This window comes from Acinetobacter portensis, assembly GCF_009372215.1.
Classification (GTDB): domain Bacteria; phylum Pseudomonadota; class Gammaproteobacteria; order Pseudomonadales; family Moraxellaceae; genus Acinetobacter; species Acinetobacter portensis.
The window spans coordinates 1-25378 of record NZ_LWRV01000102.1; the positions used below are offsets into that span (position 1 = coordinate 1).

Below are 25378 nucleotides of genomic sequence, written 5' to 3' on the forward strand. Positions count from 1 at the left end.
AATTGATGACACGCCCTAGATGAAAATCTGAATACGCGTAATGTACATGCGTGATATTGGTGGATGTATCTTTAATTAAATTTGACATGTTTAGCACCTATTTTAATTTTTCTAAGAGATTTGATTGATTAATAAATGTACGTTAAAGCCAAATTAACAAACTATAGGAACGGAAATATTGGAGATTTGTGGCATTGCAGCACATATTTGTTATCTAAAAGTATAATTTGTTGTTTTTAGGTTAGCTTGCTGAATATTAAGAGAAAAAAATAGAGTGATACGTGACTTACATCTGAGGGGAAATTTAAAGTAGAAATATTTGTCTTTGTACGTGAATTGTTAAGTTGTAAAAAAAGGGTCAAAATTATGACCCTTTTTTTGATTAAATATTAAAGACGTTTGCGTTTTGCGGCTGTAATTTGCGATTGGCGCATACGGAAGCCTTCTTTTTGTTTTTCTGATGTTTTCTCGATACAGTGTTTGCATGAAACACCATGCTCGTAGCTAGGAAGTTCAACTTCTTCAGGAAGAAGAGGCCATCCGCAAGCATGACACTTAATGTTTGCACCTTCTTCCATACCGTGAGTAACGGCAGTACGACCATCAAACACGAAGCATTCACCTTCCCATAAGCTTTCTTCAGCAGGGGTTTCTTCTAAGTATTTTAAAACGCCGCCCTTAAGGTGATAAACCTCGTTAAAACCTTCTTGAAGAAGCAAAGATGTTGATTTCTCACAGCGGATACCGCCAGTGCAGAACATCGCAATTTTCTTGTCTTTGTGCTGCTCAAGGTTTTGTTTTACGTACTCAGGAAATTCGCGGAATGTTTCAGTTTTTGGATCTACGGCACCTTTAAATGTACCTGCTTTATATTCGTAGTCATTACGCGTGTCGATAAGAATTACATCATCACGAGCAATTAACTCATTCCATTCTTTAGGGTCTAAGTAGTGACCAACTAAGTCACGTGGTTTAACTTCAACACCTAAAGTCACAATTTCTTGTTTAAGTTTAATTTTCATTTTACGGAATGGTTTATCAGAGCTGTGAGACTCTTTGTATTCCATTGTAGTAAAACCTTCATTCAAAAGAAATTGATGAATGGTATCAATAGATTGACGATCACCAGCAACAGTGCCGTTAATACCTTCGCCTGCAACAATAAGAGTACCGCAAAGATTGATTGTTTTTACCAAGTCTAAAAGTCGTTGTTGAAGATCGGCTGGATCTTGAACTTCTTTGAATTGATAAAGTGCTGCAACAACCCAATCAGTGGTCGCTTGCTGTTCTACAGGTGCAAGCTGTTCTACAGTAGCGTTCATGGAGTACTCCGAATATATGTAGGATGAAAAATAAGGGGCGTATTCTAACCCGAAAACTCGGAATTGGCGAGAAAACCCATTCGTATTTATGGTTTTTAAATCTGCATTCAACAGGTATGATGCATAATCAGATTGATTCAATCATTATCATATTTGTATTGGAGTGAGTTTTGAGTACTGATCGTCGAATCGCATCATTAACACCTTGTGCAGGGCGTTGTTCTACTGTATTTGGTGACTCAGTATGTCGTGGTTGCCGTCGCTTTAATCATGAAGTAATTAAGTGGAATACATATTCAATCGATCAACAAACGGCAGTGTGGCGTCGTTTAGATTTACAGTTAGATCAAATTTTAGTACCTATGTTGCCTTTGGCAAATATTGAATTGGCTGAACAATTTGTACTGTCTAAACGTGTGCGTTTACGTGAAGATGCATCTAAAGGGCGTAAGCTTTATCACGCTTTAAAAATTTGTGAAAAAAATAAAAACTTTGCAGATGATAGTGGTTTAGGTATTCAATCACATCAAGTGAAAAAGATTTGGCAAGAATTTGAAAGACGAGTTTTGGCTTTGGCGACAGCCAGTTTTGAAATGGCATTTTTAAGAGCAGATGTCATGAGTTTAAGTTTGCTAAAAGATGTGGAAGAGAGCAATTAAGTTCTCTTTTTTATTTGTAATATAGAAAAGTAAAAAGGGAAGTTGCGGTGAATTGGGCTGAGTATTTTTTGTATTGTTTTGCTGTTGTGGTCATGATTGCAACACCTGGGCCAGTGATGTTGTTGGTTGCAAGCGCGGGCTTAAAAGGTGGTTATAAACGAGCTTTACAAACCATATTTGGAACAAATTTAGCTTCTTTAATTTTAATAGCACTCTCTATATTCATTCTAAAAGGCTTGTTAGATGTAAATGAGTTTTTGTTTAATGCTATAAAAATAGCAGGTTGTTTATATATTGCATACTTGGGTGTGCAGATTATTCGGGAAATTACTGGGAGACAAACACAAGAAAATGAAATGCGTTTGGAATCTTCTCAGGGTGGGTTTAAACAAGGATTTTTAGTAGGTATTTCAAACCCTAAAGATATTATTTTCTTTGCTTCATTTTTTCCGCAGTTTGTAGGTATTACTTTAGACTTAAATCTAAGCTTAATTATTTTGACTCTTTCATGGATTTGCTTAGATTTTCTAACTCTTTCATTTGTGTATTTGGGATTTAATCGTTTATCGAAGTCACAGATCTATCCGCACTTATTGGCATTGTGTGGATTTATTTTGGTGATTGTTGCTATTTATGGTATTTGTTCAGTATTTATTTGAAGAAAATTAATCAGCTGAAATATCATCTTCTTTTGTTTCATCGCAACATCTTTATTAAATTTTTCGACCATAAAACGGCTAATTAAACCTTCAATTTGGGTGTGAAAAAGTTCGGTGATTTCTTTGGCTTGTTCCAATTTTTTCGCTTTTGCATAAATAAAATCATATAGCCATGTTTTATGATTTTGAGAAAGTTGGTGAATTTCATTTTCAGCAGGTGATGATTCACCCACGGCTCGTACAAATAAACATCCTTTAAAATAATCGCTTTGAAACCATTGTATATGCCAATCGTAAATTGCATCTAAAGCATCCATTCCATTTTTATTTGCAGTTGCTTCAACTAAAGATGATCGAAACCGCTGATCTCGTTTTTTGAGAACTTCATAAACCAAATGTTGTTTATTTTTAAAATAGGTATACATCGTAGTTTTAGAACAACCCGATTCATCACGAATTAAATCGACGCCAACAGCAACAAAACTATGCTTATTAAATAAATTTTCAGCAGTTTTTAAAATTTTATCGGCAGATTTCGACATATTCACTCTCATGCTATTTACAATAAGTACAGATCTGTACTATTTTGATTCTATCGCACAGATATGATGAATGCAATGAGGGTGGGGATGAGAGTTTTATTTGAGGGAAAAGAAAAATTAGCTGTAAAGCCAAAACTAGGTGATTTGTTAAGAAGCTTGATTGGAGCAAGTTTGAGCATTACGGCTTTAATGTTACTGAGTCATTGGTCAGGTCATATTTGGATTATGGCGCCCTTTGGTGCAAGTTGTGTTTTACTTTATGCTGCATCTCAATCTCCATTAGCACAACCGCGAAATATTATTTTTGGACATCTTGTTTCGGCAACCATTGGTTTGTTGGTATTAAAACTTTTGGGTGTGAATATTTTTAGTACTGCAATTGCCGTGGGTTTTTCAATTTGCTTAATGCAATATTTTCGCTGTGTTCATCCACCCGCGGGTGCGAATCCTTTGGTTATTTTATTAACGGCTCAATCGGTTCACTACGGTTGGGAGTTTCTGATTTTCCCTGTATTACTTGGTTCAATTTTATTGGTGGTGATTGCGTATTGTGTTAATAACTTTCGAAGTCAGCAAGCTTGGCCTTTATATGGCTTGGGTTTATGGCATAGCCAAGATAAAAAAAATCCCAATCTAGATTAAGATTGGGATTTTGAAAGTTAGATGTTGTGCTTTAAACGATACTGCACAATTTCTTCAATGGTAATCACAGTTAAGTGATGTGTTTGTGCATAAGCTAATACTTGAATACCCGATGCCATTGTTCCATCTGGATTGGTAAGCTCACATAAAACCCCAGATGGTTTTAAACCCGCTAAACGAGCAAGGTCAATAGTACCTTCAGTATGACCACGACGGGTTAATACACCACCTTTACGTGCACGTAAGGGGAATACATGCCCTGGACGATTCAAGTCTTTAGCAATAGCGCCATCTTTAATTGCAGTTTTTACGGTAGTTGTGCGATCTTTTGCAGATACGCCTGTGGTAACACCTTCGGCAGCTTCAATGGTAATGGTGAAGGCTGTTTTGAATTGGCTTGAGTTATCGCTAACCATGGGTGGAAGTTCTAAATGATCTGCCAATTCATCGGTTAAACACAGGCAAACAATACCTGAGCCATCACGAATCATGCGTGCCATGGTTTCTACAGTTAATGTTTCGGCAGCAACAATTAAGTCTGCTTCATTTTCACGGTCGAAATCATCCATCACAAGAACAGGTTTGCCTTGACGGATATCTTCTAATGCTTGTTGAATACGGTCTTCTGCAGGAGTAAGGGCAGAAAAGAAAATTTCGGGTTGAATTAAACTAGACATTGAAACGCTCGCGTAAATTTTAAGTACGATTGAACATTTCAGGACGTTTGAAAATAGGCTCGTAGCGAATTCACTTCACATCTCATTAATAATAAAAGATGCATTAAGTGAAGAATAAAGTGCTGTCGTCTTCTTTCATCCGGACTATACCGTCGGCTTTGGAGTTTCACCAAATCTGCGAATTGTAAAGTTACAATAGGCTCGTGGGCTCATTAAGTTATACATGAAATGTATATTTAATTTACCACCGGTGGGGAATTACACCCCGCCCTGAAGCGATGTGTAATGATTATAGACCTGTTCGAGGTAGAGCGGAGTGCTTTTTTTAGAACGATCAGTGCTATCTATAGAATAAATAATTCATAATTAATCGACTTATTTCATAATGAATTGCCATCTTTTAAATTTTTTCATGAAAACAGGGGGAAAAGGCTGTGATAAAAAAGTCTAATGAATTACATGGCATAAAAAAGCCCGCATATTGCGAGCTTAATTTATTTTTTAGGTCGTTAATTTACATAGCGAACATTTAGGCAACTTGTACAGGAATGCAATTTGCTGTGTGATTTACAGTATTGTTTTGATTTGCATAAACAAGACGTGGTTTGTGCGCATCTGCTTCAGCTTCTGTAAAATCACCAAATGTTGCGATAATCATTAAATCACCAACATCTGCTTGAAGTGCAGCGCCACCATTTACAGAGATGATGCCTGAGCCTTCTTCACCACGAATTGCATAAGTGGTAAAGCGTTTACCATTCGTCACGTTCCACATATGAATTTCTTCATATTCGCGGATACCTGCTAAATCCAAAAGAATACCGTCAATTGCACAAGAACCTTCATAATGTAATTCTGCTTGTGTAACGACGCAACGGTGAATTTTAGCTTTTAATAAACGAGATAGCATGGCTAGCGTCTCCTTAGTTGACCTAAGATTTTGTCTGAATGAACAAGTTATTTTGAATGAATGGTGTTTTCATCGAGAGCGCATTTTGCTCTGAAAAAAGCAGCATGGCAAGCATGATTGTTCAACAAATATAGAATGATCAGTTTGGTTTATGAGCATTGATTTGATTCATGGCTTGCTGTATGTCACCGTTTACTAGCAATTTAATGCGAGATAAAGCATGTGCAAGAGCATCATCCATTAAATCTTGTTCGCTACGCGGTGCTTTGCTTAATACATGACCTGACACGCGTTCTTTAGAACCAGGATGACCAATACCGATACGTAAACGATGAAAATTTGGACCTGTGTGTGGGACGATATCACGTAAACCATTATGACCACCATGACCACCACCTGTTTTTAGGCGAATAATACCAGGGTTCATGTCTAGTTCATCGTGTGCAATGAGCATTGCTTCTGGAGCGACTTGATAGAATTTTGCGAAGGGAACAACACTTTTACCTGAGGCATTCATAAAGGTTGTTGGTAAAAGTAGACGAACGTCTTGACCTTCAATTTTACCACGACCGCTAATTCCGTAGAATTTAGGATCAGTTTTGAGTGAAATACCATATTGTTCTGCAAGGCGTTCAACGAACCAAAAGCCTGCATTATGGCGAGTTTGGGCATACTCAGAACCTGGGTTGCCCAAACCTACAATCAGTGAAATATTTGACACTAATTTATACCATTAACACTTATGCGCGTTTGAAGTCAGCGTGCATAGGTGTGTTTTTAGCTGGGTGACGTTGTAAAGCTTGGATTTTAACGCTTTCAACTGTACCGTCGATGTTAATTTCAATTACTTCTTCAAAGAAGTCATTGTTTTCTAAAGCTTTAACAAGTTGACGAAGCTCTAAAGTAACTGCAACAGGAGCTGCTTCGCCACCGTAAATGATAGCTGGAACTTTAGCTTGAAGACGAAGGCGGCGGCTCGCACCTTTCCCTTGTACTGCTTCTTCACGTGCTGCTGCGTTTAATACGAAGTTTGCCATGATTAGACATCCTATTTAAGTTTAATTGGACTAAATCTGCGACCGATTTAGTACTAGAAAGCCCTGCAAAAAGCAGGGCTTTGAAAATTTAGCGTTCTATTATAGATAAGAATCGAACATTGCGCTAATAGATTCTTCGTTGTTAATACGACGAATTGTTTCAGCAACCATACTTGCCACTGAAACTTGGCGAATCTTACCAAGAGCTAAAGCTTCTTCTGAAAGAGGAATAGTGTCTGTAACAACTAATTCATCAATAACAGAGTTCTTTAAGTTTTCAATCGCTTTACCAGATAAAACTGGGTGAGTTGCATAAGCGATTACTTTGCGAGCACCAAAAGTTTTTAGTGCATCAGCAGCTTTACATAGAGTACCTGCAGTATCCACCATGTCATCAACAATGACACAGTCACGATCTCTTACATCACCAATTAAATGCATCACTTGTGATTCATTTGCTTTTTGGCGACGTTTGTCGATGATCGCAAGATCAATATCACCCATTTGTTTAGCAACAGCGCGAGCACGAACTACACCACCAACGTCAGGCGATACAACCATAAGGTTGTGGTGCGACTGTTGGCGAAGGTCAGCTAAAAGCGCTGGCGTGCCGTAGATGTTATCTACAGGGATATCGAAGAAACCTTGGATTTGGTCGGCATGAAGGTCGATCATTACAACGCGGTCAATACCAACAGTTGTAAGCATATCTGCTACAACTTTAGCGGTAATTGGCACACGACTTGAACGAGGACGACGATCTTGACGAGCGTAACCAAAGTAAGGAATAACTGCTGTAATACGACCAGCACTTGCACGGCGTAACGCGTCAGCCATAACTAAGATTTCCATAAGGTTATCATTAGTTGGTGCACAAGTAGGTTGTACTAAGAATACGTCTTTACCACGAACATTTTCAGTAATCTCGACAGCAATTTCGCCATCAGAAAACTGACCTACAGAGGCAGCGCCTAGAGGAATATGTAAGTGACTTACGACTTTTTGAGCGAATTGTGGATGCGCGGTTCCACTAAAAACGACAAGATTGGGCATGAAGCACCCTTGGCGGTTGGAATATATGGGAATAAATGGCAGGGGTAGCTGGATTCGAACCAACGGATGCCGAGATCAAAACCCGGTGCCTTACCACTTGGCGATACCCCTAATGCGGCAGAACTTTAATATTTTTAAAGCACGATGTCAAGGTTAATTAACATTTGAGCAGTAAAGTCTTGTTCTGTCTTTTTTGAGAAAATGGCAGGGGTAGCTGGATTCGAACCAACGGATGCCGAGATCAAAACCCGGTGCCTTACCACTTGGCGATACCCCTAAATTTGATGACTGTAAAATGGCAGGGGTAGCTGGATTCGAACCAACGGATGCCGAGATCAAAACCCGGTGCCTTACCACTTGGCGATACCCCTAATACAGTACATCTTACAGGTGAATTAAATGGCAGGGGTAGCTGGATTCGAACCAACGGATGCCGAGATCAAAACCCGGTGCCTTACCACTTGGCGATACCCCTATCAAACTTCAAAGTGACGTAATGGTGACTCTTTCAAACTGCTAACCAAGTAAGATTTACATGGCGCATTTTTCAGAATGTCATCAATATTCATTTTTTCCGTTATCTCAATAAACACACAAGCACCTGTACCTGTAAGTTTTGCTTTACCGAACTGATCTAAGTATTGCATTGCTTCATTCACTTCAGGATATAAATTTCTTGCCAGGGGCTCAAAATTATTTCCAAAATTGGATGGCGTTAACTGATAGGCGCAAAATTTAGTAGGCTTCGTGTCTCTTGTCAATGATTTTTGCGAAAAAAGCAATTGAGTGCTGATAAAACAATCAGGTTTAAGCACAATGAATTTTTTTTGATCTAAGTCTATGAATGTTAAGTGTTCGCCAATGCCTTCTGCCCAAGCATTTAAACCGTGAACAAAAATGGGAACATCAGCTCCTAATTTGACACCTAAATCTGCAAGTTGCTCAATGCTTAAACCACATTGCCAAAGTTGATTGACCACAATCAGTGTTGTTGCAGCATTGGATGATCCACCGCCTAAACCTGCACCCATTGGAATATTTTTTTCAATTGAAATATTTAAGCCTGTTTGCTTTTTTGCATAAGGTTTTAAGATTTCTGTGGCTTTGAAAATTAAATTTTGCTGTAAATCGACGCTATTTAAACCGTCAATATGGATTTCACTCGATTCTGTTTTGGTGAATTCCAACCAATCATATAAATCTATAAGCTGAAAAATACTTTGTAATTCATGGTAGCCATTTTCACGACGACCAGTAATGTGCAAAAAAAGGTTGAGTTTGGCAGGCGAGGCAACACGAATCATAGACATACGAAATTAACGGTTTTGAATAATCATTGTAATACGATTTTCTTGTCCAGATTCAAGCGACTGTTTCAAAATAAGTTTATTTGGAAGTGTGGCTTGATCGTTATAACTTAAATCGACAGTCCAATCATTTTCAATAAATTGAATTGGGCGGTTATTTTCATCTTTTTGAATTTTAGCTGTGGCTGTTGCAGGTCGTGCTTGTATCCAGCTCACTAAATGCGTAATGGGTGCTTTCCAACCTGTTGCTTGTTCTAGTAGCTCCTCGGGTGTACTTGCTGTGACTAAGCCCGTATTTGCGCTATTTAGGGTAACTTGACCAGGTTTTCCAGAAATTTGTGTTTTTCCAATTCCCAACATTCCACTCAGCTCAATATCAAACTCTTGCTGTTCTTGTACCCAACGGAAAAAAGCACTGCCAGATTGTTGAGGTGTGCGAATGCCAATTTTCCCTTGTAAGTTAAATTGATTATTGGCTTCAACCATTTGTGTTGGTGCAGTGCCAAGTGGTTGGGTAAATTGCTGGCAGCCTGTTAAGAACATTGAACAGGTGATAAGGCTGAGACTGATTTTGGTCAACGTACCCATAAGTGATTTAACTCTTTTTTATTTGTTGCGGTAATAGTAAAGAATTTAATGATTCCAATTGAGGATCATTTCGGTGGTTTGCTTGTAATTCTTGTAACACCTTCTCAAATTGAGCAATTTCACCTTGCATATATAAAGATTTTGCATAGCGAACACCAATTTTCACACTATTGCTGAGCTCGTATGCTTTTTTGAGTGCTTTCGCAGAAGCTGCAAAATCATTTTGCAAATAGGTAATATATCCAAGTGTATCTAAAATAGACGCTTGTTCTGGTGCAAGTTCAGTCGCATATTCTGCAACTTCTCGAGCTTCTTTTAAATAACGATTTTGCAATGCGAGGGTGTAGGCATAAGCATTGAGATAAGATGGATTGTTAGGCTCAATTTCTAATAGGTTTTTGAGGAGCTTGTCTAGCTTTTCTCGATCTGCATGAGCATCAAGTAATAGAACTTCAGCATAAATAAGCTCAGGATCATCGGGTATGTTTTTGATGGCTTCATCTAGTAGGCGTAAAGCTGCTTTTTTATTATTCATCATGATTAAAATCTCAGCTTGAGCTTGATATAAGAAGCTGGCTTGCTGAGGATAATTTACGCGTTCTTGGGTTAAAAAACGAAGTGCATCGGTTAATTGATTTTGTTTTGCAAAAATAGAGATCATGCTTCGACGTGAGATGGAATATAAGCTGCCGTCTACAAGACGGTAATAGGCTTTGGCCGTTTCAAAATGCTCTTTGCGTTCCGCATTTACCGCTAAATAATAATAAGCTTCATTTTGATATTGATTGGATGATCGTAACTCGACTAAGTATTTTTCAGCTTTTTCATATTCGCGTAAATCAATACTGGTTAAACCTGCAATAAATAGCGCTTCTTCTTGCTTTGGCCATTTCTTTATAATTTTTTCTAATTTATCTAAAGCAAGCGTCGTTTTATTTTGTTTAACTAAATATTTTGCTTCAGCTATGTGTATTTCATAGTTGTTTTTGTGTTTTTTGCTCGATTTTTCATACCATTCTAAAGTCGCTTCTTGATTACCTAGCGCATTTAAAAAATTGGCTTTCATTAAGATGTAACTTGTTGCTTTAGGACGTTTCCGTAAAGCAAGATTGATGATGTCTAGAGCATCTTCTAAGTGACCATTTTGTGCTTCAAGACCTGCAATTAAAACAAGAATAGAAGGATTATCCTTCGAGCTACTTGTTTGTAGAGCGTGAATTAAATATTCACGATCAGCAACAGATTCGGGTGAAATGCTGGCTAAAATTTCTTCTAACTCTGCATTTGGATCTATTTTTAAAATTTTATCGAGTGTTTCCGATGCGAGTTCATATTCATGCGATTTTAATGCAATATGTGATAAGTAAAATAATGCAGGGACATCTTTAGGTTCTTGTAAAACCCAGTGCGTTGCGATTTCTAGTGCTGCGCTTAGGTCTTCTTGTTCTATCGCAATATTTAAGGCGCGTTGCTTGACTGACGCGGAATTGCCCTTGATTGCAAGCACGGTATAATTGTGTAGAGCGGTTGGAATGTCGTGGTATGCAATTGCAAATTCAGCAATCATGCTTTGTTTTATGGCATTATAATTTGAATTTGCATGGTATATTTCTCCAGCTGCATGAAGTTGTGCAGCAGAGAGCATGCTACCAATGAGTAAGATTGTGGTAGAATATTGCTTGATTCTTACGCCGCTTATTCGGCTGTTTATTTGACGAATTTTTCTTAATCCAAGTAATGTTTTTATGACACCAATACTCCACAATAGCATAAATTTAGCGGAATGATGATCTGATATGTCTTTCTTTGCATTGGGTGTCAACCATCAAACTGCATCTGTAGAGTTGCGTGAAAAAATTGCATTTAACCCTGAAAAGTTAAGTACTTTGCTTTCTAGTCAAAGCCAACACCAAGATTTAAATGAAATGGTGGTGGTATCTACGTGCAATCGTACAGAAGTTTACGCGATGTCAGAGAATGTTGACATGGTGCTAGATTGGCTCGCCCAAGTAAACGGTCTTGATGTAAAACAACTTGAAAATCATGTCTATCGTTATGAAGATACTCAAGCTATAACGCATTTAATGCGAGTTTCAAGTGGTCTAGATTCGCTAATGTTGGGCGAGCCGCAAATTCTTGGACAAGTAAAAACAGCTTTATCTTTAGCGAAAGATTCAGCAACCGTTTCTCCTGAACTTAATCAAATTTTTGAATATGCATTTTATGCAGCAAAACGTGTGCGCTCTGAAACAGCTGTGGGAAGTCATGCTGTTTCAATGGGTTATGCTGTTGCTCAATTGGCATTACAAGTTTTTAGTAAACCAGAAGAATTAACGGTAATGGTGGTTGCAGCAGGAGAGATGAATAGTCTTGTTGCAAAACATTTAGCTGAAACAGGGGTTGGGAAAGTTCTAATCTGTAATCGTACGCGAGCAAGAGCTGAAAGTTTGGCACAAGAAATTGCACATCGTGTACAAGTGGAAATTATTGAGTTTGATCAGCTTGCAGAAAATTTACATCGAGCAGATGTGATTTCAAGCTGTACAGGAAGTTTGCATCAAGTTATTCATTTTGCCGATGTTAAGGCTGCACTTAAAAAGCGTCGCTACCAACAAATGTTATTGGTTGATTTAGCTGTACCTCGCGATATTGATGCTAAAGTTGAAACGCTTGATGGTGTTTATTTGTATGGTGTAGATGACCTACAAAGCGTGATTGAGGAAAACTTAGCACAGCGCAGACAAGCTGCGGTTGAAGCTGAAGTGATGGTGAATCAGCTTGCAACAGAATTAATCACTCAGCAAAAAGTTAAGGGTGCTGGTGGGGCAATTCAGCTTTATCGTGAGCATGGTGAGGTATTAAGACAAGAAGAGCTTAAATTCGCAATGCAGCGTTTAGAAAAAGGTGACAGTGCTGAACAGGTTTTACAAGAGTTTTCACATCGCTTAACGCAAAAACTATTACATCCAACCTCTGTTTTCATGAAGGAAGCGGCAAAAGCAGAAGATCCAGAGTGTTTGGAATTATTACAAAATAGTTTAGATGATGTGATTGCGAAAAGACGTAAACCGAAAGCTTAAAACATCATAAAATTAAACAGAAGAAGATCGTTTACTCATCAATGAGAGTAAGCGATCTTTTTTTATCAATCATATAAATTTGATGTTTTAAATTTTTCATTTCGGCAATGCTTGTGAATTTCTTCGAGCGAATTTTTTGCTGTAAATATTGGTGTTGTAATTTTGTTGAAAAATCGGCTGCAAGCTTGTCGACTTGTTCAGGTGATGTTGTGTAATCACTAACATTGGCTTGTTGCAAAATACGTTGTAATTCAAAATGATGGTTTGCACATGCACCAATCACATAATATTTCGCTTGTTCTGCATCATCGGGTAATTCATCAAAAATAATATTGAAGATATTGAGTATTTTATACAGCAATTGATCTTGCGGAATAAGTGCACGTAAGGGTTCAAAATGAATATATAAATAGGGGTGATTCATTAAAATTGCGGCAACATATTCTTCAGCATCAATTTTCGTACTGAAACTCAGTGCTGCATCATTATTAACTTGTGGTTGCCATTTTCGGTTAAAGCCTAATTTTTCACGGAAATATTGTTGCAATAAATAGCGATACGAACCCACTTTAGGTAAGAGTTCAGTAAGTTGTTTTAGCTCCGCCATCACCTGACTTTTACCTTCAGGTGTTGTGACATGATGATTTCGAGATAAAAGACTAAAGATAAACTCAGACATCAGTGGTGCGTGTTCAAGCAGGCGTTTGAAGTTCTCAACACCTTCACGTCTGATCAGTGAGTCTGGGTCATGGTCATTGGGTAAAACAAAAAATTTCAGTTCACGACCATCATTCAATAATGGTAAAGCAATTTCTAATGTACGACGTGCTGCTTTTTGTCCCGCAGCATCACCATCAAAAGCAATAGTAATACGATTATTTTGCTTAAACAGAATATTTAAATGTTCTGTATTACTTGCTGTACCTAAAGTTGCTACCGCACCATAAATACCATATTGCTGTAAAGCAATGACATCCATGTAGCCTTCAACCATTAAGTAATCTTGCGCTTTTTCTTTGCGTCCTTCATATAAACCGTATAAAAGTTGGTTTTTATGGAAAACTTCAGAATCTGGTGAGTTGATGTATTTGGGCTTTATTTCATCATTGAGCGCACGACCACCAAAACCTACGACACGACCTTTTGTATCACGAATCGGGAAAATGACACGATCACGTAATAGGTCGAAATCACGTCCGCTATCGCTTGTGCGAATCAGTCCTAAAAGCTTTAAACCTTCAATATCTTGAGGAAAAGCTTTTTCTAAATGTTGCCAATCTTCAGGTGCATAACCTAAACGCCAAAATTGAATGGTTTTCTCAGTTAAGCCACGTTTTTTAAAATATTGCTGTGCAGATTGGCTATTGGGTAATTGGCTTTCGTAAAACTGTGCAATATTTTCTAATAAGTCGAAAAGATTACCATCTTGAGCAGGTGCTTCATCTTCAACTTGGAATTGTTCAAAACCTGAAAATGGGTCGTTTGGTACTTGATATTCTTCAAATGGATCAAATGCAATGGGTACATTATTTTCAGCCGTTGAGATTGATTTTTCTGTAGATACCGTTGGTGTTTCAACTGTTTTTTTTGCTTCTCGTTTATAGAGAATTTTTTTAGATTCTTGATTGTCCTTCGGAAGTTCAATTCCTGTTTGGCTAGATAAATCCTTCATGACATCAACAAAATTACGACCGTCGATATCCATTAAAAAACGAATGGCATTACCATTGGCTTGGCAACCAAAACAGTGGAAATACTGTTTATCGCGATAAACATGAAACGATGGTGATTTTTCCTGATGGAAGGGACAACAACCCGAATATGTACGACCTGACTTTTTTAATTTCACACGTTGACCAATTAAATCGACAATATCTGTACGATCTAAAATTTGATCTATCGTGTGCTGAGGAATTGCCATAAGTCTTCTATCGTTTCTATGTCGGTCTAAATTGGTTTTGTGTCGATACGAATATTTCAGTATGTGCTTAATCTATAATCACAATTTAGCTACTGATGTTTAGTTTGTCTAGCTTTTAATCATGCTTAAAGTTTTAAAACATGCAAAAGCAAAAGGGCAAGTATGATAACTTGCCCTTGCTGAAATTGCGATGCTTATTGGTGCTTATTTACGTTGACCGTCGTATAAGCTTTCACCTGCAGGTGTATAACCTTCAGGTGTTTTACGTGTATCAGGGCGACCCAATAAGCCGAAACTTGCACGGTTTAACAAACTCGGTTTGTTTTCATCTTGAGGTGCTTGCACTTCAGTTTCTGTTGAAGTTGTTGCTTCACGACCAAATAAACCTAAAGTTGCACGGTTTAATAAGCTACCTTGATTACGTGCAGCACGCATATTGACTGTGCCATCAGCTTTTACAAGTTTAGGTGAGTTGATCTTTAGAACATCTGCATATTGTTTAGCAAGCTGTTGATCACCTAGTTGTGTATAACCATTAGACATCATGGCTAAAGCTTCAGGAACTTGAGGTGCATTTGGATAATGTTCTACAACCCACTGTGCGCGTTCAATAGATGCAACCCAAGCTTTACGTTTTTCATTAAAGCGAGCAGCATTCATTTCAGATTCTGCTAGTTCATTACTAATGAACTTCATACGCTGCGCTGCATCTACAGCATAAGTGCTAGAAGGATAGCGACGAATGAAATCTACAAAGTTTTGATAAGCCACTTTTAAATAACTTACATCACGATGAGATTGTTTAAGCGAAGTAAAACGAATAAGACCATCGTAATTTTGCTCCATATTCGCCACACCACGAACATAGTAAGCATAGTCAACATTAGGATGTTGAGGATTCATACGGATAAAACGATCGGCGAGTGCAAGCGCACCTTCATAATCTTTTTGCTGAAATTTTGCATATAAAAGCTCAAGTTGAGCTTGTTGAGCATATTCACCTGTTGGGTAATAAGTTTCGATCGCTTCTAAATGTTTTGAAGCGTCTGAATATTGACCACGTTCAAGTGCTTTTTCTGCTTTTTGAATATAAATTTGTTCGCTAGACTGCGGACCTGTATCGACCACTTCTTTTTTTGGATTACTGCTACAACCCACGATTGACGTAGTAATACCAATCGCTAAAGCAAGCATTGTAATTTTATAATGTGGTAGCGACATAAAAATTCCTCTGTTATTCCGGGCAATGAGCTACAATTGCACAATTAAACCACTTTTTTCTGAATGATCAAATGAGCCAAGCACAATCTTCCAACTCGAATACCCCTGAAACTGATTTCCATATATTTGATGATTCTGTGGAAGCAGATAACCATACTTCGGACTTAACTGCAACACGTTTATCGTTGCAATTTCAACTGGATGAAAGCTATTTGGGGCAACGTATCGACCAAGTTGCAGCCTTGATTTGGAACGATTATTCCAGAGAAAGACTTAAACAATGGCTGAAAGATGGTCATTTATTGGTTAATGGTAACAGTGTTAAGCCAAAGTACAAGTGCGAAGGTGATGAGCTTTTAACATTAAATGTAGAGCTTGAAGCACAGACAAGAAGCCTGCCAGAAGATATTCCATTGAATATTGTTTATGAAGATGACGATATTTTGGTTATTAATAAACCAGTTGGAATGGTTGTTCATCCTGGTGCGGGTAATTCAACAGGTACTTTGGTGAATGCATTACTTCATCATTATCCAAAATCTTCTGAACTTGCACGTGCAGGTTTAGTCCATCGTATCGATAAAGACACAAGCGGCTTGTTGGTTATTGCAAAAAACCTTGAAGCACAATTCTCTTTAACCAAGCAATTGGCGAAAAAATCGGTATATCGAATTTATGACGTTATTGTTTATGGCAATATCATCGCTGGCGGTACAATTGACGAACCAATCAAACGTCACCCTGTAGACCGTGTAAAAATGACGGTATTACCTGGTGGTAAAGATGCTGTTACACATTACAACGTAAAAGAGCGGTTCCAGCATTTTACGCGCGTACAAGCCCGTTTAGAAACAGGTCGTACGCACCAAATTCGTGTGCATTTTAGCTATATTGGCTACGGTCTAATTGGTGATCAGGTTTATATGCCGCGTGTGCGTTTACCAGCAGGTTCATCTGAGCTTTTGGCTGATACTTTGCGTGGCTTTAAACGCCAAGCATTGCATGCTGCTAAATTAGGCTTGGTGCACCCTAAAACAGGTGAAGACATGATGTTTGATGCGCCATGGCCTGAAGATTTCACACAGTTGGTTGAAGTACTTCGTACTGAAAACAAAGCGTATTAATCATTTATATTTTGTTGACGATTTTATAAGGATATTGACATGCAATTTGTTCAAGGCTTACCGCAAGGTGTTTTTGTGGGGCAGACAAGGGTGCATCATGAAAAAACATTAAGCGCTGAACAGCCTGAATTGGCAGGTTTTAATGTTGCATTGCATGTCAATGACCAAGCTCATCGCGTTCAGCAGCATCGTATGACGTTGCTTGAAGACTTTGCTGAATTTGGTGTCAATAAAATGACTTGGATGACGCAAACCCATAGCACTATTTGTCATACGGTCAATGATCAAATGACTTTTGATGCTTTGGTGGGGGATGGATTGGTCACACAATCTAAATCTCATGTACTTATGATGATGACAGCAGATTGTTTACCTGTAGTTTTGGGTAATGCTGAAGGTTCTGAAGTTGCAAATTTACATGCAGGTTGGCGTGGTTTAGCAAATGGTATTGTCGAAAATACCATTGCGACTATGCAAACCAAACCTACTTGGGCTTGGTTAGGGGCTGCCATTAGCCAACCTTGTTTTGAAATTGGTGCGGAAGTAAAAGAGGCTTTTTGTACGAAGTATCCAGTTTTAGAAAGTGCATTTATTGCAGGAAAAGTCGATGGAAAATTCCATGCAGATTTATACGCGATAGCACGTTATATTTTAAATCAACATGGAATTGATACCGTACTAGGTGGTGATCAATGTTCTTATACGCAAGTAGAGGAATATTTTTCATATCGCCGTGAAGCGAAAACAGGGCGTATGACAACATTCGTCTTTATCCAATGAAAATGCTAAACTTTCTTCAAATTTTTTGCTTTGATCGATATGTCCGTATCTTCTAAATCTCTCGCTATTGTTTATCACAGTCCTTATGGACACACAGCTAAAGTTGCTCGTCATATTGAACAAGGTGCGCAGCAAGCAGGTGTTCAAGTTTCATTAATGAATGTGGAACAAATTGATTGGGATGTGCTTGATACAGCAGATGCCATAATTTTTGGTTGTCCGACCTACATGGGTAGTATTAGTGCTGCAATGAAAGTATTCATGGAACAATCATCGAAGCGTTGGTTAGCACGTACTTGGCAAGGAAAACTTGCCGCAGCGTTTACCAATGGTGGTGGTTTAAGTGGCGATAAATTGGCTGTGTTGCAGCAAATCAATTTATTTGCGATGCAACATGGCATGCTTTGGTCAGGTTTGCCTTTAATGGCAACAGGGCGCAGTGTGGAAGATGTAAATCGTATGTCGAGCTTTTTAGGTTTGATGACGCAATCTGATAATGCATCTGTAGATATCACACCACCAAAAGGCGATTTAGACACCGCAATTTGGTTTGGAAAACATATAGCTTCACAAACTTTGCGTTTAAATTAAAACTTTTCTGAAAATCGGTCAAAATAAAAAAACCTCCTAAGTGGAGGTTTTTTTATGAATCTTTATTTGTGGAAGATACGTGCTTTATCACGTTGCCAATCGCGGTCTTTTTCAGTGGCGCGTTTGTCATGAAGTTGCTTACCTTTTACAAGTGCAATTTCAAGTTTTGCATTTGGACCTTTCCAATAACACGCCAATGGAACACATGAATAACCTTTTTGGTTAATCGCACCCATGAGCTTTTCAATTTCACGACGGTTCAGCAATAGTTTGCGTGTACGCGTTGCTTCAGGTACCACGTGAGTTGAAGCACTAAGCAGAGGTTGTACTTGTGCACCAAACAAGAAAGCCTCACCATTTTTGAAGGTGATATAGCTTTCTACAATAGTCATGCGACCTGCGCGCATAGACTTAACTTCCCAGCCTTGTAATGAAAGACCTGCTTCAAATTTTTCTTCAATAAAATAATCGTGGCGGGCGCGTTTGTTTAACGCAATTGTTCCACTCGAATTTTTTTTAACTTCTACCTTCGCCATAATCAATTACTTCCAAACTTATGTCTATTGTGCCTCAAACAGAGGCTTAAAGACAATTGAAAAATGTAAAGGTACTCAAGGAATTTAAAGTGTTTATTTAAGATATTTCATAAAAATAACAGGTTTATTCACCTAAAAAATTACTTTTTGATAAAATAGCCATCTGTCATTGAAACAGAGCAAAATGGATGTCTAAAACTCGCGTAATTTATCCAGGGACTTTTGATCCAATTACCAATGGTCATATCGACTTAGTTTCTCGAGCAGCTAAAATGTTTGATGAAGTGGTTGTGGCAATTGCAATTGGTCATCATAAAAACCCAGTATTTACTCTGGAAGAACGTGTAGCATTGGCGCGTGAGTCTTTAAAGCATTTGCCAAATGTTGAATTTATTGGTTTTGATGGTTTGCTCGTGAATTTTTTCCGTGAGCAAAAAGCAACGGCTGTATTGCGTGGTTTGCGCGCTGTTTCTGACTTTGAATATGAATTTCAGTTGGCAAATATGAATCGACGTTTAGATTCTCAATTTGAAGCCGTTTTTTTAACACCATCTGAACAATATTCATTTATTTCATCGACATTAGTGCGTGAGATTGCTCGCTTAAAAGGTGATGTAACGCAGTTTGTGCCACATGCTGTGGTAGAAGCTTTCGAACGCAAGCATAAACAAGGTTGGTAGTGTGTCTTTATATATAACGGATGAATGCATCAATTGTGACGTATGTGAGCCTGTGTGCCCAAATGATGCCATATTTATGGGGGAGATCATTTATGAAATCCACCCAGATTTATGTACTGAATGCGTAGGTCATCATGATAAACCACAATGTCAGTTATTCTGTCCGGTCGATTGTATTCCGCTAGATCCAAATCATGCTGAAACACGTGAAGAACTTCAAGCTAAGTATGAAAAACTAACTGATCAAAAAACATCAAGCAATTAGTTCGTATATTTGTTAATATGCGCCTCGAAGTGAGCCAGACGATCGCTGCTGTGGAAATCTCCGTGATTGAAGCAGGGGAGGAAAGTCCGGGCTTCATAGGGCAAGGTGCCAGGTAACGCCTGGGCGGTGTAAACCGACGGCAAGTGCAGCAGAGAGAAGACCGCCTTCATTATGTTTCTAAGCAATTAGAATCGAAGGTAAGGGTGAAAGGGTGCGGTAAGAGCGCACCGCATGGCTGGTAACAGTTCATGGCGAGGTAAACCCCACCGGAAGCAAGACCAAATAGGAATCCATTAGGCATGGCCCATGCTGGATTCGGGTAGGTCGCTTGAGCGCATGAGTGATTGTGCGCCTAGAGGAATGATCGTTCACGACAGAACCCGGCTTATCGGCTCACTTCACTAAATTTTGTACAAATAGCACGGTTAGTGCTTGACGCGCATGTCATATAAGCAGATAATGCGCGCACAGTTTAAGGCTATGTAGCTCAGTTGGTTAGAGCACCGCACTCATAATGCGGGGGTCACAAGTTCAAGTCTCGTCATAGCCACCATTTTTATAGACCACGTTCCAAAACGTGGTCTTTTTTTATCTAAATTTTGTGTTTTTAATAAATCTAAAATTTATTGGTGCAATCTATTTGGGTTGTATCTAAGTTTATATTGCTTTGTAAGGCTTGGTTGTACTTTAATTTTTCTTGCTGTTCTGGCAATGCGAAGATTTTTGAATCGACCCAATTTAATTTTTTAGTAGATACTTTTTGCTGTGAGCAATAAGTGCCTATAGCTCTTTCTTTTGCTAAAAGTTGTTGTTGATCGTTACTTTGATATTGTGAACTGAGAATTTTTTGCTGTTCTTTGGCATAAGCAACGAGCACTTGTCTGCTCGAAATAGTTAGCAAACTATTTTGATTAATTGCTGTGGCAACATCACGTCTAACGCCATTGTAGTTCACGACCAAAGGAGAAATGATTGAACATGCTGTTAAGCTTAGAATAGCAATACTGATACTCGATATTTGGTAAAGCTTCATATTTTGAGAATAATTTTGAATCACATATTTAGTACCATAATCTCGTTTTTTAGCCAATGAAAGTTAAATTAAATTAAAAATGAATAAAAAAGTATTATTTCGTATAAAGTCTGAACATTTAGTGTTTTAAGTGCTTGACGATGGTTGTTGAAATCTAGATAATGCGTCCACAGTTTAAGGCTATGTAGCTCAGTTGGTTAGAGCACCGCACTCATAATGCGGGGGTCACAAGTTCAAGTCTCGTCATAGCCACCATTTTTATAGACCACGTTCCAAAACGTGGTCTTTTTTTATCTTTAAAATTTAGAATAAGCATTAAGTTAAAAATATTTTTAATAAAAAAGCCCAAACATTTGTTTGGGCTTTTTGAATTGGAAAAAATTAGATTCCAGGTTTCCAACCATTCACGATTGGGTAGCGACGTTCACGTGAAAATGCACGAGATGTAATGCGTGGACCAATTGCACCTTGACGACGCTTGTATTCATTACGGTCTACGAGTTTAATGACTTTTTCTACAATTGCTTTATCAAAGCCTTTTGCAATAATGTCATCTTGGCTCATGTCTTCTTCAATATAAGCATAAAGAATGGCATCTAATACATCATAAGCAGGTAAAGAGTCTTGATCTTTTTGATCTGGACGCAATTCAGCAGAAGGTGGACGGCTAATCACACGTTCAGGAATAACTGGTGTTTCTGAAATGCTGTTACGGTATTTAGCAAGTTCAAAGACAATCGTTTTGTACACATCTTTAAGAACGGCAAAACCACCAACCATGTCACCGTACAATGTGCAATATCCAACAGCAAGCTCTGACTTGTTACCTGTCGATAAAACAAGGTTGCCAAATTTGTTTGATAAGCCCATCAATAATGTGCCGCGAGCACGTGCTTGTAGATTCTCTTCTGTTGCATCTGCAGGGCTATTGCCAAAGAATGGGAAAAGCGTTTGCATGAAGCTATTTATGATTGGGTTGATTTCGGCAATACCAAATGTAATACCCATGTTTTTCGCTTGTTCTGCGGCATCTTCAACACTGATTTGTGCTGTGTAAGTATAAGGCATCATCACAGCTTGTACTTTGTCTGCACCAATTGCATCTACAGCAATCGCAAGTGTTAAAGCAGAGTCGATACCACCAGATAAACCTAAAATAACACCAGGGAAACCTGAACGTGTTACGTAATCACGCGTTGCCAATACAAGGCTTTGGTAAATTTCAGCCATTGTATCTAATGCAGGTGTGATTTGACCTTGTTTAAATGCTTTATTTTCAACTTCGTATTCAGCAATAAGAAGTTCTTCTTTGAATGTTGCTGCTTGAAGTGCAACAACACCGCTATTGTTCACGACAAAGCTTGTACCATCAAAGATTAAGTCATCTTGACCGCCAACTTGGTTGGTATAAACCAAATTGATGTTGAGTTGCTTAGCAAGTTCAGACATTGTTGCTACGCGATGTTGTGGTTTACCCACTTCATATGGCGATGCATTTAGTACCAAAGCTGTTTCAACATTGAGTTGAGCAAGTTGTTGAACTGTTGGAAGTGACCAAACATCTTCACAAATTAATACGCCAAACTTATGACCTAAATATTCAAATACAAGGTGTTGATGTCCTTCGCTAAAATAACGTTTTTCATCAAAAACACCATAATTTGGTAGGTTTTGTTTGTTGTAAATTCCTAGAATTTGTCCATCTTTCATTACGGCAGCAGCGTTATATCGTTGACCATCTTCAGTTTGATTTACAAAACCGAAAACCATCACAATATCTTTTACTTTGCTTAATGCTTTAAATGCATTTTCACTACGTTTTGTTAGACTAGGGCGTAGTATGAGATCTTCAGCTGGGTAGCCAATAGTAGAAAGTTCTGGAAAAACGATTAATTCAGCATTTTGTTTTTTCGCTTCATTTACTTGTTCAATCATTTTCTGAACATTAGCGTCAATGTTGCCAACTTCCGGAGAGAACTGAGCTAAGGCAATTTTAAAAGATTTCATTTAAATTTAATCCTATTCCTATAGGGGAAACACATTTAACCAATTGATACTTTTTATATTTTGTTTCGGTTTGATGTGTTTGATGCTAAAAAAACTGCCACAAGGCAAAAACCATAATTGTTTCACTGAAAAGTATTAAATTTAGCAGTGTGAAAACAGCGCTCTATCATTTTATATTAAATTGGCTGAGATACTAGGCTTTAATGATGTTTATTCATCTATAAGTTGTTTATTTTTTGCTAATTTTTATGTGAATCATTCAACCGTATTTTATTCTATTTTATAAGTTCGTCATGAATGCTTTAGAAGCTTGCTTGTTTGAGAAGAAAACTATGATGGATTTAGAATAATATTGGCTATTCGTTTGAGGAAAATATCACGAGCAATATCGCCTTGTTGTTCAATATTATAGTCCCAAAAAGATTTGCCTTGAATAAATTGATATTTATATGGATTGTATTGTTTAAAGCTGAGGAAAAAAGCAGTTTGTAAAATGGCACCTTTTAAAACGACATTAATATTTTTTTGATATTGCAGAATGTGCGTCATTTCGTGAATAAAAACGGCTTGATAGCTTAAGTTTTCTTTTGAATAATCATTGGAATATGTTGCATCACGGGTTTGAATATAACCGCTAGGTGCCATTAAGACATGTGCGGATTGCCAAGGAAGATAAGGCTGATTGGTAATTTTAACTTGTTCGTAATCGATTAAATCACCAAAAACTGTTTTGCAAAGCGCAATTTCCCCAATAGTTAAAATACGATATTTAAATTGCTCTAATTTAAATATACGAATGAGCAAGGGGATAAGTTTTATAGGAAAATTCATGGGACTACATATATACAGAGAACTTTTAACTATAAGAGCTTCAAAAAAAACATCAAGTCATACCAGTTAAAATTAGATATAAAAAAGACCAAGCATAATAGCTTGGTCTTTTTTACTTTTTGGTCTTTACTTTTTAGATATCAATTTAAAAATTATGCTTTTCATCTTTATATTTCAGTTGTTTTTGGCGTGTCATCACAATCTGAAATAAGTTTAAGGATTGGTTTTTTTAGTAAGAATAGAACAACTGCGGCAATTATGAGGGCAATCACACAGCGCATAAATAGGGTAGGTAAATCATGAAGTGAGTCTTGAGATACGTGACCACCAATTAAACCCGCCATTAAATTACCTAGTGCAGAAGCCGTAAACCATAAACCCATGACTTGTCCGCGAATAACGGTAGGTGCTAATTTGGTCATGGTTGAAAGGCCAACAGGGCTGAGGCATAGCTCGCCAAGCGTAAGTAATAAAAGTGTTGATACAAGCCATAATGGTGAAACTAAAGCGCCGCCACTAGAAATTACAGATTGTGTTGCAAATACCATGACAGCAAAGCCTGCTGCAGCTAAAACCAAGGCAATAATGAATTTTGAAATATAGCTAGGATCTTTATTTGACTTGCCTAGTTTTACCCAAAGCCATGCTGCAATTGGTGCGAAAATGATAATAAATAAGGCGTTAATAGATTGAAACCAAACCGTTGGAATTTCAAAGCCAAAGACATAGCGGTAAGTAAAATCTTGAGCAAATAAATTAAAAGAGGTTGGTTTTTGTTCAAAAGCAGACCAGAACAAAGCAGCAACAATGAGCAGAATAAAGCAGATGATGAGTTGTTTTTTCTCTTTGGCATTTGTTTTAGAAAAAAGGAGTAAATAAGCGAAGTACAGAACAATAGCCAAACAAATAAAAATGGTTAAATATGTAACAAGTAGAACTGGATTGATCGTGATAGTACCAACGGTTACAAGTGCAATAATGACAGCGCATATTGCCAAAAATCCCAACACAATTTTAGGTGCTTTAGAATTGTAATGGGTTGCTTTATTCCATGTGTTTTCAATGCCACGCATTTCATTAAACTTCATGAGTTGTGGAACAGAAATAAAACGGAAAATAAGTAAGGCAATCAACATTCCAATGCCGCCAACACCAAAACCTAAGTGCCATCCATTATCTTTAATGAGTAAGCCTGTTAAAAGAGGAGCTACAAAAGAACCTAAATTAATTCCCATATAAAAAATGGAAAAGCCTGCATCACGTCTTGAGTCTTGAGCTGAATAGAGTGTACCTACAATCACGGAAATACAGGTTTTGAATAAGCCTGAGCCTAAAACAATAAGTACAAGTCCAAAATAGAAAAAGAAATGCCCAAAAATTGCAGTTAAAGCAATTGAAAGATGACCGAGCGCAATAATAATAGAACCGTACCAAACGGAACGTGCTTGTCCAAGCCAGTTATCTGCAACCCAACCACCAAATACGGTCATTAGGTACATAGAACCTGCAAATAAGCCCACAATTGCAGCTGCGGTAGGTCGGTCTAAACCTAAGCCTCCATTGATGACCATGGCAGACATGTAAAGAATAAGTAATGGGCGAATGCCATAATAAGAAAAACGTTCCCATAATTCGGTAAAAAACAAACCGCTTAAAGGCTTAGGGTGTCCATAAAAGGCTTGGTCGGCTTTATTCAAATCATTTTGCATAAAAATTCCATTTTTAATTATTGAATTAAGTTTTAATATTGAATATATGGGCTTTTTTATGTACAGAATGATGCTGAATGGTAATGAATTGATGTTTATTTGATTTAAATTATTATTTTTATGTTTTATTTAAGTGGATTTATTTGACTTTAAAGTAAGTGCCATAAAAGCATAAATTGTGTTTTAGGGCGTGTCATCAATTAA

General features: G+C 37.8%; 26 protein-coding genes, 6 tRNA genes, 1 other RNA gene and 1 riboswitch. Of the genes, 12 read left to right on the forward strand and 21 right to left on the reverse strand.

Annotated features, from left to right (window positions below; genetic code table 11):
- Positions 1 to 389: 389 nt before the first annotated feature.
- Entirely contained in the window at positions 390 to 1322 is a 933-nt protein-coding gene (trhO, locus tag A6M14_RS12430) for an oxygen-dependent tRNA uridine(34) hydroxylase TrhO (protein WP_152875446.1), read from the reverse strand.
- Positions 1323 to 1492: 170 nt separating this feature from the next.
- Between trhO and A6M14_RS12435 the strand changes: the two genes are divergently transcribed.
- Positions 1493 to 1981: a DUF1289 domain-containing protein gene (locus A6M14_RS12435; protein ID WP_152875448.1), complete on the forward strand. Its 489-nt coding sequence runs from the start codon at positions 1493 to 1495 to the stop codon at positions 1979 to 1981.
- A gap of 47 nt (positions 1982 to 2028) precedes the next feature.
- A complete protein-coding gene (locus A6M14_RS12440; RefSeq protein ID WP_188110910.1) occupies positions 2029 to 2640 on the forward strand; it encodes a LysE family transporter in 612 nt (203 codons plus the stop codon).
- On the opposite strand, the gene A6M14_RS12445 is transcribed toward A6M14_RS12440, so the two are convergent.
- Positions 2613 to 3182 (reverse strand): TetR/AcrR family transcriptional regulator, encoded by a 570-nt coding sequence (locus A6M14_RS12445; protein WP_152875450.1) that lies wholly within the window; start codon positions 3180 to 3182, stop codon positions 2613 to 2615. The genes A6M14_RS12440 and A6M14_RS12445 overlap by 28 nt on opposite strands.
- Before the next feature lie 87 nt (positions 3183 to 3269).
- Between A6M14_RS12445 and A6M14_RS12450 the strand changes: the two genes are divergently transcribed.
- On the forward strand, positions 3270 to 3824 hold the full coding sequence (locus A6M14_RS12450) for an HPP family protein (protein WP_152875452.1): 555 nt from the start codon (positions 3270 to 3272) through the stop codon (positions 3822 to 3824).
- A gap of 17 nt (positions 3825 to 3841) precedes the next feature.
- Here the strand turns inward: A6M14_RS12450 and ribB are convergent, their stop codons facing one another.
- From ribB to A6M14_RS12510, 12 genes are all read right to left on the reverse strand, one after another.
- Positions 3842 to 4501, reverse strand: a complete 660-nt coding sequence (gene ribB / locus A6M14_RS12455) for a 3,4-dihydroxy-2-butanone-4-phosphate synthase (RefSeq protein ID WP_152875454.1) — start codon at positions 4499 to 4501, stop codon at positions 3842 to 3844.
- 123 nt (positions 4502 to 4624) lie between these two features.
- A riboswitch (FMN riboswitch) is annotated at positions 4625 to 4782 on the reverse strand.
- A gap of 248 nt (positions 4783 to 5030) precedes the next feature.
- Positions 5031 to 5411 (reverse strand): aspartate 1-decarboxylase, encoded by a 381-nt coding sequence (gene panD / locus A6M14_RS12460; protein WP_152875456.1) that lies wholly within the window; start codon positions 5409 to 5411, stop codon positions 5031 to 5033.
- A 139-nt stretch (positions 5412 to 5550) separates the two neighbouring features.
- Positions 5551 to 6132: an aminoacyl-tRNA hydrolase gene (pth, locus tag A6M14_RS12465; RefSeq protein WP_188110911.1), complete on the reverse strand. Its 582-nt coding sequence runs from the start codon at positions 6130 to 6132 to the stop codon at positions 5551 to 5553.
- A 19-nt stretch (positions 6133 to 6151) separates the two neighbouring features.
- Positions 6152 to 6448, reverse strand: coding sequence for a 50S ribosomal protein L25 (gene rplY / locus A6M14_RS12470; protein ID WP_152875458.1), 297 nt, complete (start codon positions 6446 to 6448; stop codon positions 6152 to 6154).
- Positions 6449 to 6547: 99 nt separating this feature from the next.
- Complete coding sequence (locus A6M14_RS12475) at positions 6548 to 7501, reverse strand: ribose-phosphate pyrophosphokinase (RefSeq protein WP_152875459.1); 954 nt, start codon at positions 7499 to 7501, stop codon at positions 6548 to 6550.
- 36 nt (positions 7502 to 7537) lie between these two features.
- Positions 7538 to 7612 (reverse strand) — tRNA-Gln (locus tag A6M14_RS12480).
- Positions 7613 to 7703: 91 nt separating this feature from the next.
- Positions 7704 to 7778: transfer RNA gene (locus A6M14_RS12485), tRNA-Gln, on the reverse strand.
- Between the two features lie 19 nt (positions 7779 to 7797).
- A tRNA-Gln gene (locus tag A6M14_RS12490) sits at positions 7798 to 7872 on the reverse strand.
- Positions 7873 to 7901: 29 nt separating this feature from the next.
- Positions 7902 to 7976, reverse strand: a tRNA-Gln gene (locus tag A6M14_RS12495).
- Position 7977: 1 nt separating this feature from the next.
- Positions 7978 to 8805, reverse strand: a complete 828-nt coding sequence (ispE, locus tag A6M14_RS12500; protein ID WP_152875485.1) for a 4-(cytidine 5'-diphospho)-2-C-methyl-D-erythritol kinase — start codon at positions 8803 to 8805, stop codon at positions 7978 to 7980.
- Positions 8806 to 8817: 12 nt separating this feature from the next.
- Positions 8818 to 9396: a lipoprotein insertase outer membrane protein LolB gene (gene lolB, locus A6M14_RS12505; protein ID WP_152875460.1), complete on the reverse strand. Its 579-nt coding sequence runs from the start codon at positions 9394 to 9396 to the stop codon at positions 8818 to 8820.
- A gap of 7 nt (positions 9397 to 9403) precedes the next feature.
- Positions 9404 to 11116 (reverse strand): tetratricopeptide repeat protein, encoded by a 1713-nt coding sequence (locus tag A6M14_RS12510; RefSeq protein WP_188110912.1) that lies wholly within the window; start codon positions 11114 to 11116, stop codon positions 9404 to 9406.
- A 76-nt stretch (positions 11117 to 11192) separates the two neighbouring features.
- Here A6M14_RS12510 and hemA point away from each other — a divergent pair, with 76 nt between their 5' ends.
- Positions 11193 to 12476 (forward strand): glutamyl-tRNA reductase, encoded by a 1284-nt coding sequence (gene hemA, locus A6M14_RS12515; protein ID WP_152875462.1) that lies wholly within the window; start codon positions 11193 to 11195, stop codon positions 12474 to 12476.
- A 31-nt stretch (positions 12477 to 12507) separates the two neighbouring features.
- Here the strand turns inward: hemA and A6M14_RS12520 are convergent, their stop codons facing one another.
- Both A6M14_RS12520 and A6M14_RS12525 read right to left on the reverse strand, forming a co-directional pair.
- On the reverse strand, positions 12508 to 14397 hold the full coding sequence (locus A6M14_RS12520; RefSeq protein ID WP_152875463.1) for a DNA primase: 1890 nt from the start codon (positions 14395 to 14397) through the stop codon (positions 12508 to 12510).
- 204 nt (positions 14398 to 14601) lie between these two features.
- The gene (locus A6M14_RS12525) at positions 14602 to 15618 is read right to left on the reverse strand and encodes an outer membrane protein assembly factor BamD (RefSeq protein ID WP_152875465.1); all 1017 of its coding nucleotides are present in this window, start codon (positions 15616 to 15618) and stop codon (positions 14602 to 14604) included.
- A gap of 71 nt (positions 15619 to 15689) precedes the next feature.
- On the opposite strand from A6M14_RS12525, the gene rluD reads away from it, so the two are divergent.
- The 3 genes from rluD to A6M14_RS12540 are packed head-to-tail and all read left to right on the forward strand — an operon-like array spanning position 15690 to position 18113.
- The gene (gene rluD, locus A6M14_RS12530) at positions 15690 to 16742 is read left to right on the forward strand and encodes a 23S rRNA pseudouridine(1911/1915/1917) synthase RluD (RefSeq protein WP_152875467.1); all 1053 of its coding nucleotides are present in this window, start codon (positions 15690 to 15692) and stop codon (positions 16740 to 16742) included.
- 39 nt (positions 16743 to 16781) lie between these two features.
- Positions 16782 to 17522: a peptidoglycan editing factor PgeF gene (pgeF, locus tag A6M14_RS12535; protein WP_152875469.1), complete on the forward strand. Its 741-nt coding sequence runs from the start codon at positions 16782 to 16784 to the stop codon at positions 17520 to 17522.
- 39 nt (positions 17523 to 17561) lie between these two features.
- On the forward strand, positions 17562 to 18113 hold the full coding sequence (locus A6M14_RS12540) for a flavodoxin family protein (RefSeq protein WP_152875471.1): 552 nt from the start codon (positions 17562 to 17564) through the stop codon (positions 18111 to 18113).
- Between the two features lie 62 nt (positions 18114 to 18175).
- On the opposite strand, the gene smpB is transcribed toward A6M14_RS12540, so the two are convergent.
- Positions 18176 to 18649, reverse strand: coding sequence for an SsrA-binding protein SmpB (smpB, locus tag A6M14_RS12545; RefSeq protein WP_152875473.1), 474 nt, complete (start codon positions 18647 to 18649; stop codon positions 18176 to 18178).
- A gap of 188 nt (positions 18650 to 18837) precedes the next feature.
- On the opposite strand from smpB, the gene coaD reads away from it, so the two are divergent.
- From coaD to A6M14_RS12565, 4 genes are all read left to right on the forward strand, one after another.
- Positions 18838 to 19329, forward strand: a complete 492-nt coding sequence (coaD, locus tag A6M14_RS12550) for a pantetheine-phosphate adenylyltransferase (RefSeq protein WP_152875475.1) — start codon at positions 18838 to 18840, stop codon at positions 19327 to 19329.
- A 1-nt stretch (position 19330) separates the two neighbouring features.
- Positions 19331 to 19594, forward strand: coding sequence for a YfhL family 4Fe-4S dicluster ferredoxin (locus A6M14_RS12555; protein ID WP_163123077.1), 264 nt, complete (start codon positions 19331 to 19333; stop codon positions 19592 to 19594).
- A 26-nt stretch (positions 19595 to 19620) separates the two neighbouring features.
- An RNA gene (rnpB, locus tag A6M14_RS12560) (RNase P RNA component class A) lies at positions 19621 to 19998 on the forward strand.
- A 72-nt stretch (positions 19999 to 20070) separates the two neighbouring features.
- Positions 20071 to 20147, forward strand: a tRNA-Met gene (locus A6M14_RS12565).
- 63 nt (positions 20148 to 20210) lie between these two features.
- Here the strand turns inward: A6M14_RS12565 and A6M14_RS12570 are convergent.
- Positions 20211 to 20651 carry a hypothetical protein gene (locus A6M14_RS12570; protein ID WP_338325181.1) on the reverse strand — a complete coding sequence of 147 codons (441 nt, stop codon included), beginning with the start codon at positions 20649 to 20651 and terminating at the stop codon, positions 20211 to 20213.
- 154 nt (positions 20652 to 20805) lie between these two features.
- Between A6M14_RS12570 and A6M14_RS12575 the strand changes: the two genes are divergently transcribed.
- Positions 20806 to 20882: transfer RNA gene (locus A6M14_RS12575), tRNA-Met, on the forward strand.
- Positions 20883 to 21008: 126 nt separating this feature from the next.
- Here the strand turns inward: A6M14_RS12575 and A6M14_RS12580 are convergent.
- The 3 genes from A6M14_RS12580 to A6M14_RS12590 form a co-directional block, all read right to left on the reverse strand.
- Complete coding sequence (locus tag A6M14_RS12580; RefSeq protein WP_152875477.1) at positions 21009 to 22634, reverse strand: NAD+ synthase; 1626 nt, start codon at positions 22632 to 22634, stop codon at positions 21009 to 21011.
- A 330-nt stretch (positions 22635 to 22964) separates the two neighbouring features.
- On the reverse strand, positions 22965 to 23465 hold the full coding sequence (locus A6M14_RS12585; RefSeq protein ID WP_152875478.1) for a hypothetical protein: 501 nt from the start codon (positions 23463 to 23465) through the stop codon (positions 22965 to 22967).
- 167 nt (positions 23466 to 23632) lie between these two features.
- On the reverse strand, positions 23633 to 25174 hold the full coding sequence (locus A6M14_RS12590) for a peptide MFS transporter (protein WP_152875480.1): 1542 nt from the start codon (positions 25172 to 25174) through the stop codon (positions 23633 to 23635).
- Between the last annotated feature and the right edge of the window lie 204 nt (positions 25175 to 25378).

Bases quoted from the DNA above. Each gene is read 5' to 3' on its own strand.
- trhO (WP_152875446.1), bottom strand. From the start codon at position 1,322: ATGAACGCTACTGTAGAACAGCTTGCACCTGTAGAACAGCAAGCGACC.
- A6M14_RS12445 (WP_152875450.1), bottom strand. From the start codon at position 3,182: ATGTCGAAATCTGCCGATAAAATTTTAAAAACTGCTGAAAATTTATTT.
- A6M14_RS12450 (WP_152875452.1), top strand. From the start codon at position 3,270: ATGAGAGTTTTATTTGAGGGAAAAGAAAAATTAGCTGTAAAGCCAAAA.
- ribB (WP_152875454.1), bottom strand. From the start codon at position 4,501: ATGTCTAGTTTAATTCAACCCGAAATTTTCTTTTCTGCCCTTACTCCT.
- panD (WP_152875456.1), bottom strand. From the start codon at position 5,411: ATGCTATCTCGTTTATTAAAAGCTAAAATTCACCGTTGCGTCGTTACA.
- rplY (WP_152875458.1), bottom strand. From the start codon at position 6,448: ATGGCAAACTTCGTATTAAACGCAGCAGCACGTGAAGAAGCAGTACAA.
- A6M14_RS12475 (WP_152875459.1), bottom strand. From the start codon at position 7,501: ATGCCCAATCTTGTCGTTTTTAGTGGAACCGCGCATCCACAATTCGCT.
- ispE (WP_152875485.1), bottom strand. From the start codon at position 8,805: ATGATTCGTGTTGCCTCGCCTGCCAAACTCAACCTTTTTTTGCACATT.
- lolB (WP_152875460.1), bottom strand. From the start codon at position 9,396: ATGGGTACGTTGACCAAAATCAGTCTCAGCCTTATCACCTGTTCAATG.
- hemA (WP_152875462.1), top strand. From the start codon at position 11,193: ATGTCTTTCTTTGCATTGGGTGTCAACCATCAAACTGCATCTGTAGAG.
- A6M14_RS12520 (WP_152875463.1), bottom strand. From the start codon at position 14,397: ATGGCAATTCCTCAGCACACGATAGATCAAATTTTAGATCGTACAGAT.
- A6M14_RS12525 (WP_152875465.1), bottom strand. From the start codon at position 15,618: ATGTCGCTACCACATTATAAAATTACAATGCTTGCTTTAGCGATTGGT.
- rluD (WP_152875467.1), top strand. From the start codon at position 15,690: ATGAGCCAAGCACAATCTTCCAACTCGAATACCCCTGAAACTGATTTC.
- pgeF (WP_152875469.1), top strand. From the start codon at position 16,782: ATGCAATTTGTTCAAGGCTTACCGCAAGGTGTTTTTGTGGGGCAGACA.
- A6M14_RS12540 (WP_152875471.1), top strand. From the start codon at position 17,562: ATGTCCGTATCTTCTAAATCTCTCGCTATTGTTTATCACAGTCCTTAT.
- smpB (WP_152875473.1), bottom strand. From the start codon at position 18,649: ATGGCGAAGGTAGAAGTTAAAAAAAATTCGAGTGGAACAATTGCGTTA.
- coaD (WP_152875475.1), top strand. From the start codon at position 18,838: ATGTCTAAAACTCGCGTAATTTATCCAGGGACTTTTGATCCAATTACC.
- A6M14_RS12580 (WP_152875477.1), bottom strand. From the start codon at position 22,634: ATGAAATCTTTTAAAATTGCCTTAGCTCAGTTCTCTCCGGAAGTTGGC.
- A6M14_RS12585 (WP_152875478.1), bottom strand. From the start codon at position 23,465: ATGAATTTTCCTATAAAACTTATCCCCTTGCTCATTCGTATATTTAAA.
- A6M14_RS12590 (WP_152875480.1), bottom strand. From the start codon at position 25,174: ATGCAAAATGATTTGAATAAAGCCGACCAAGCCTTTTATGGACACCCT.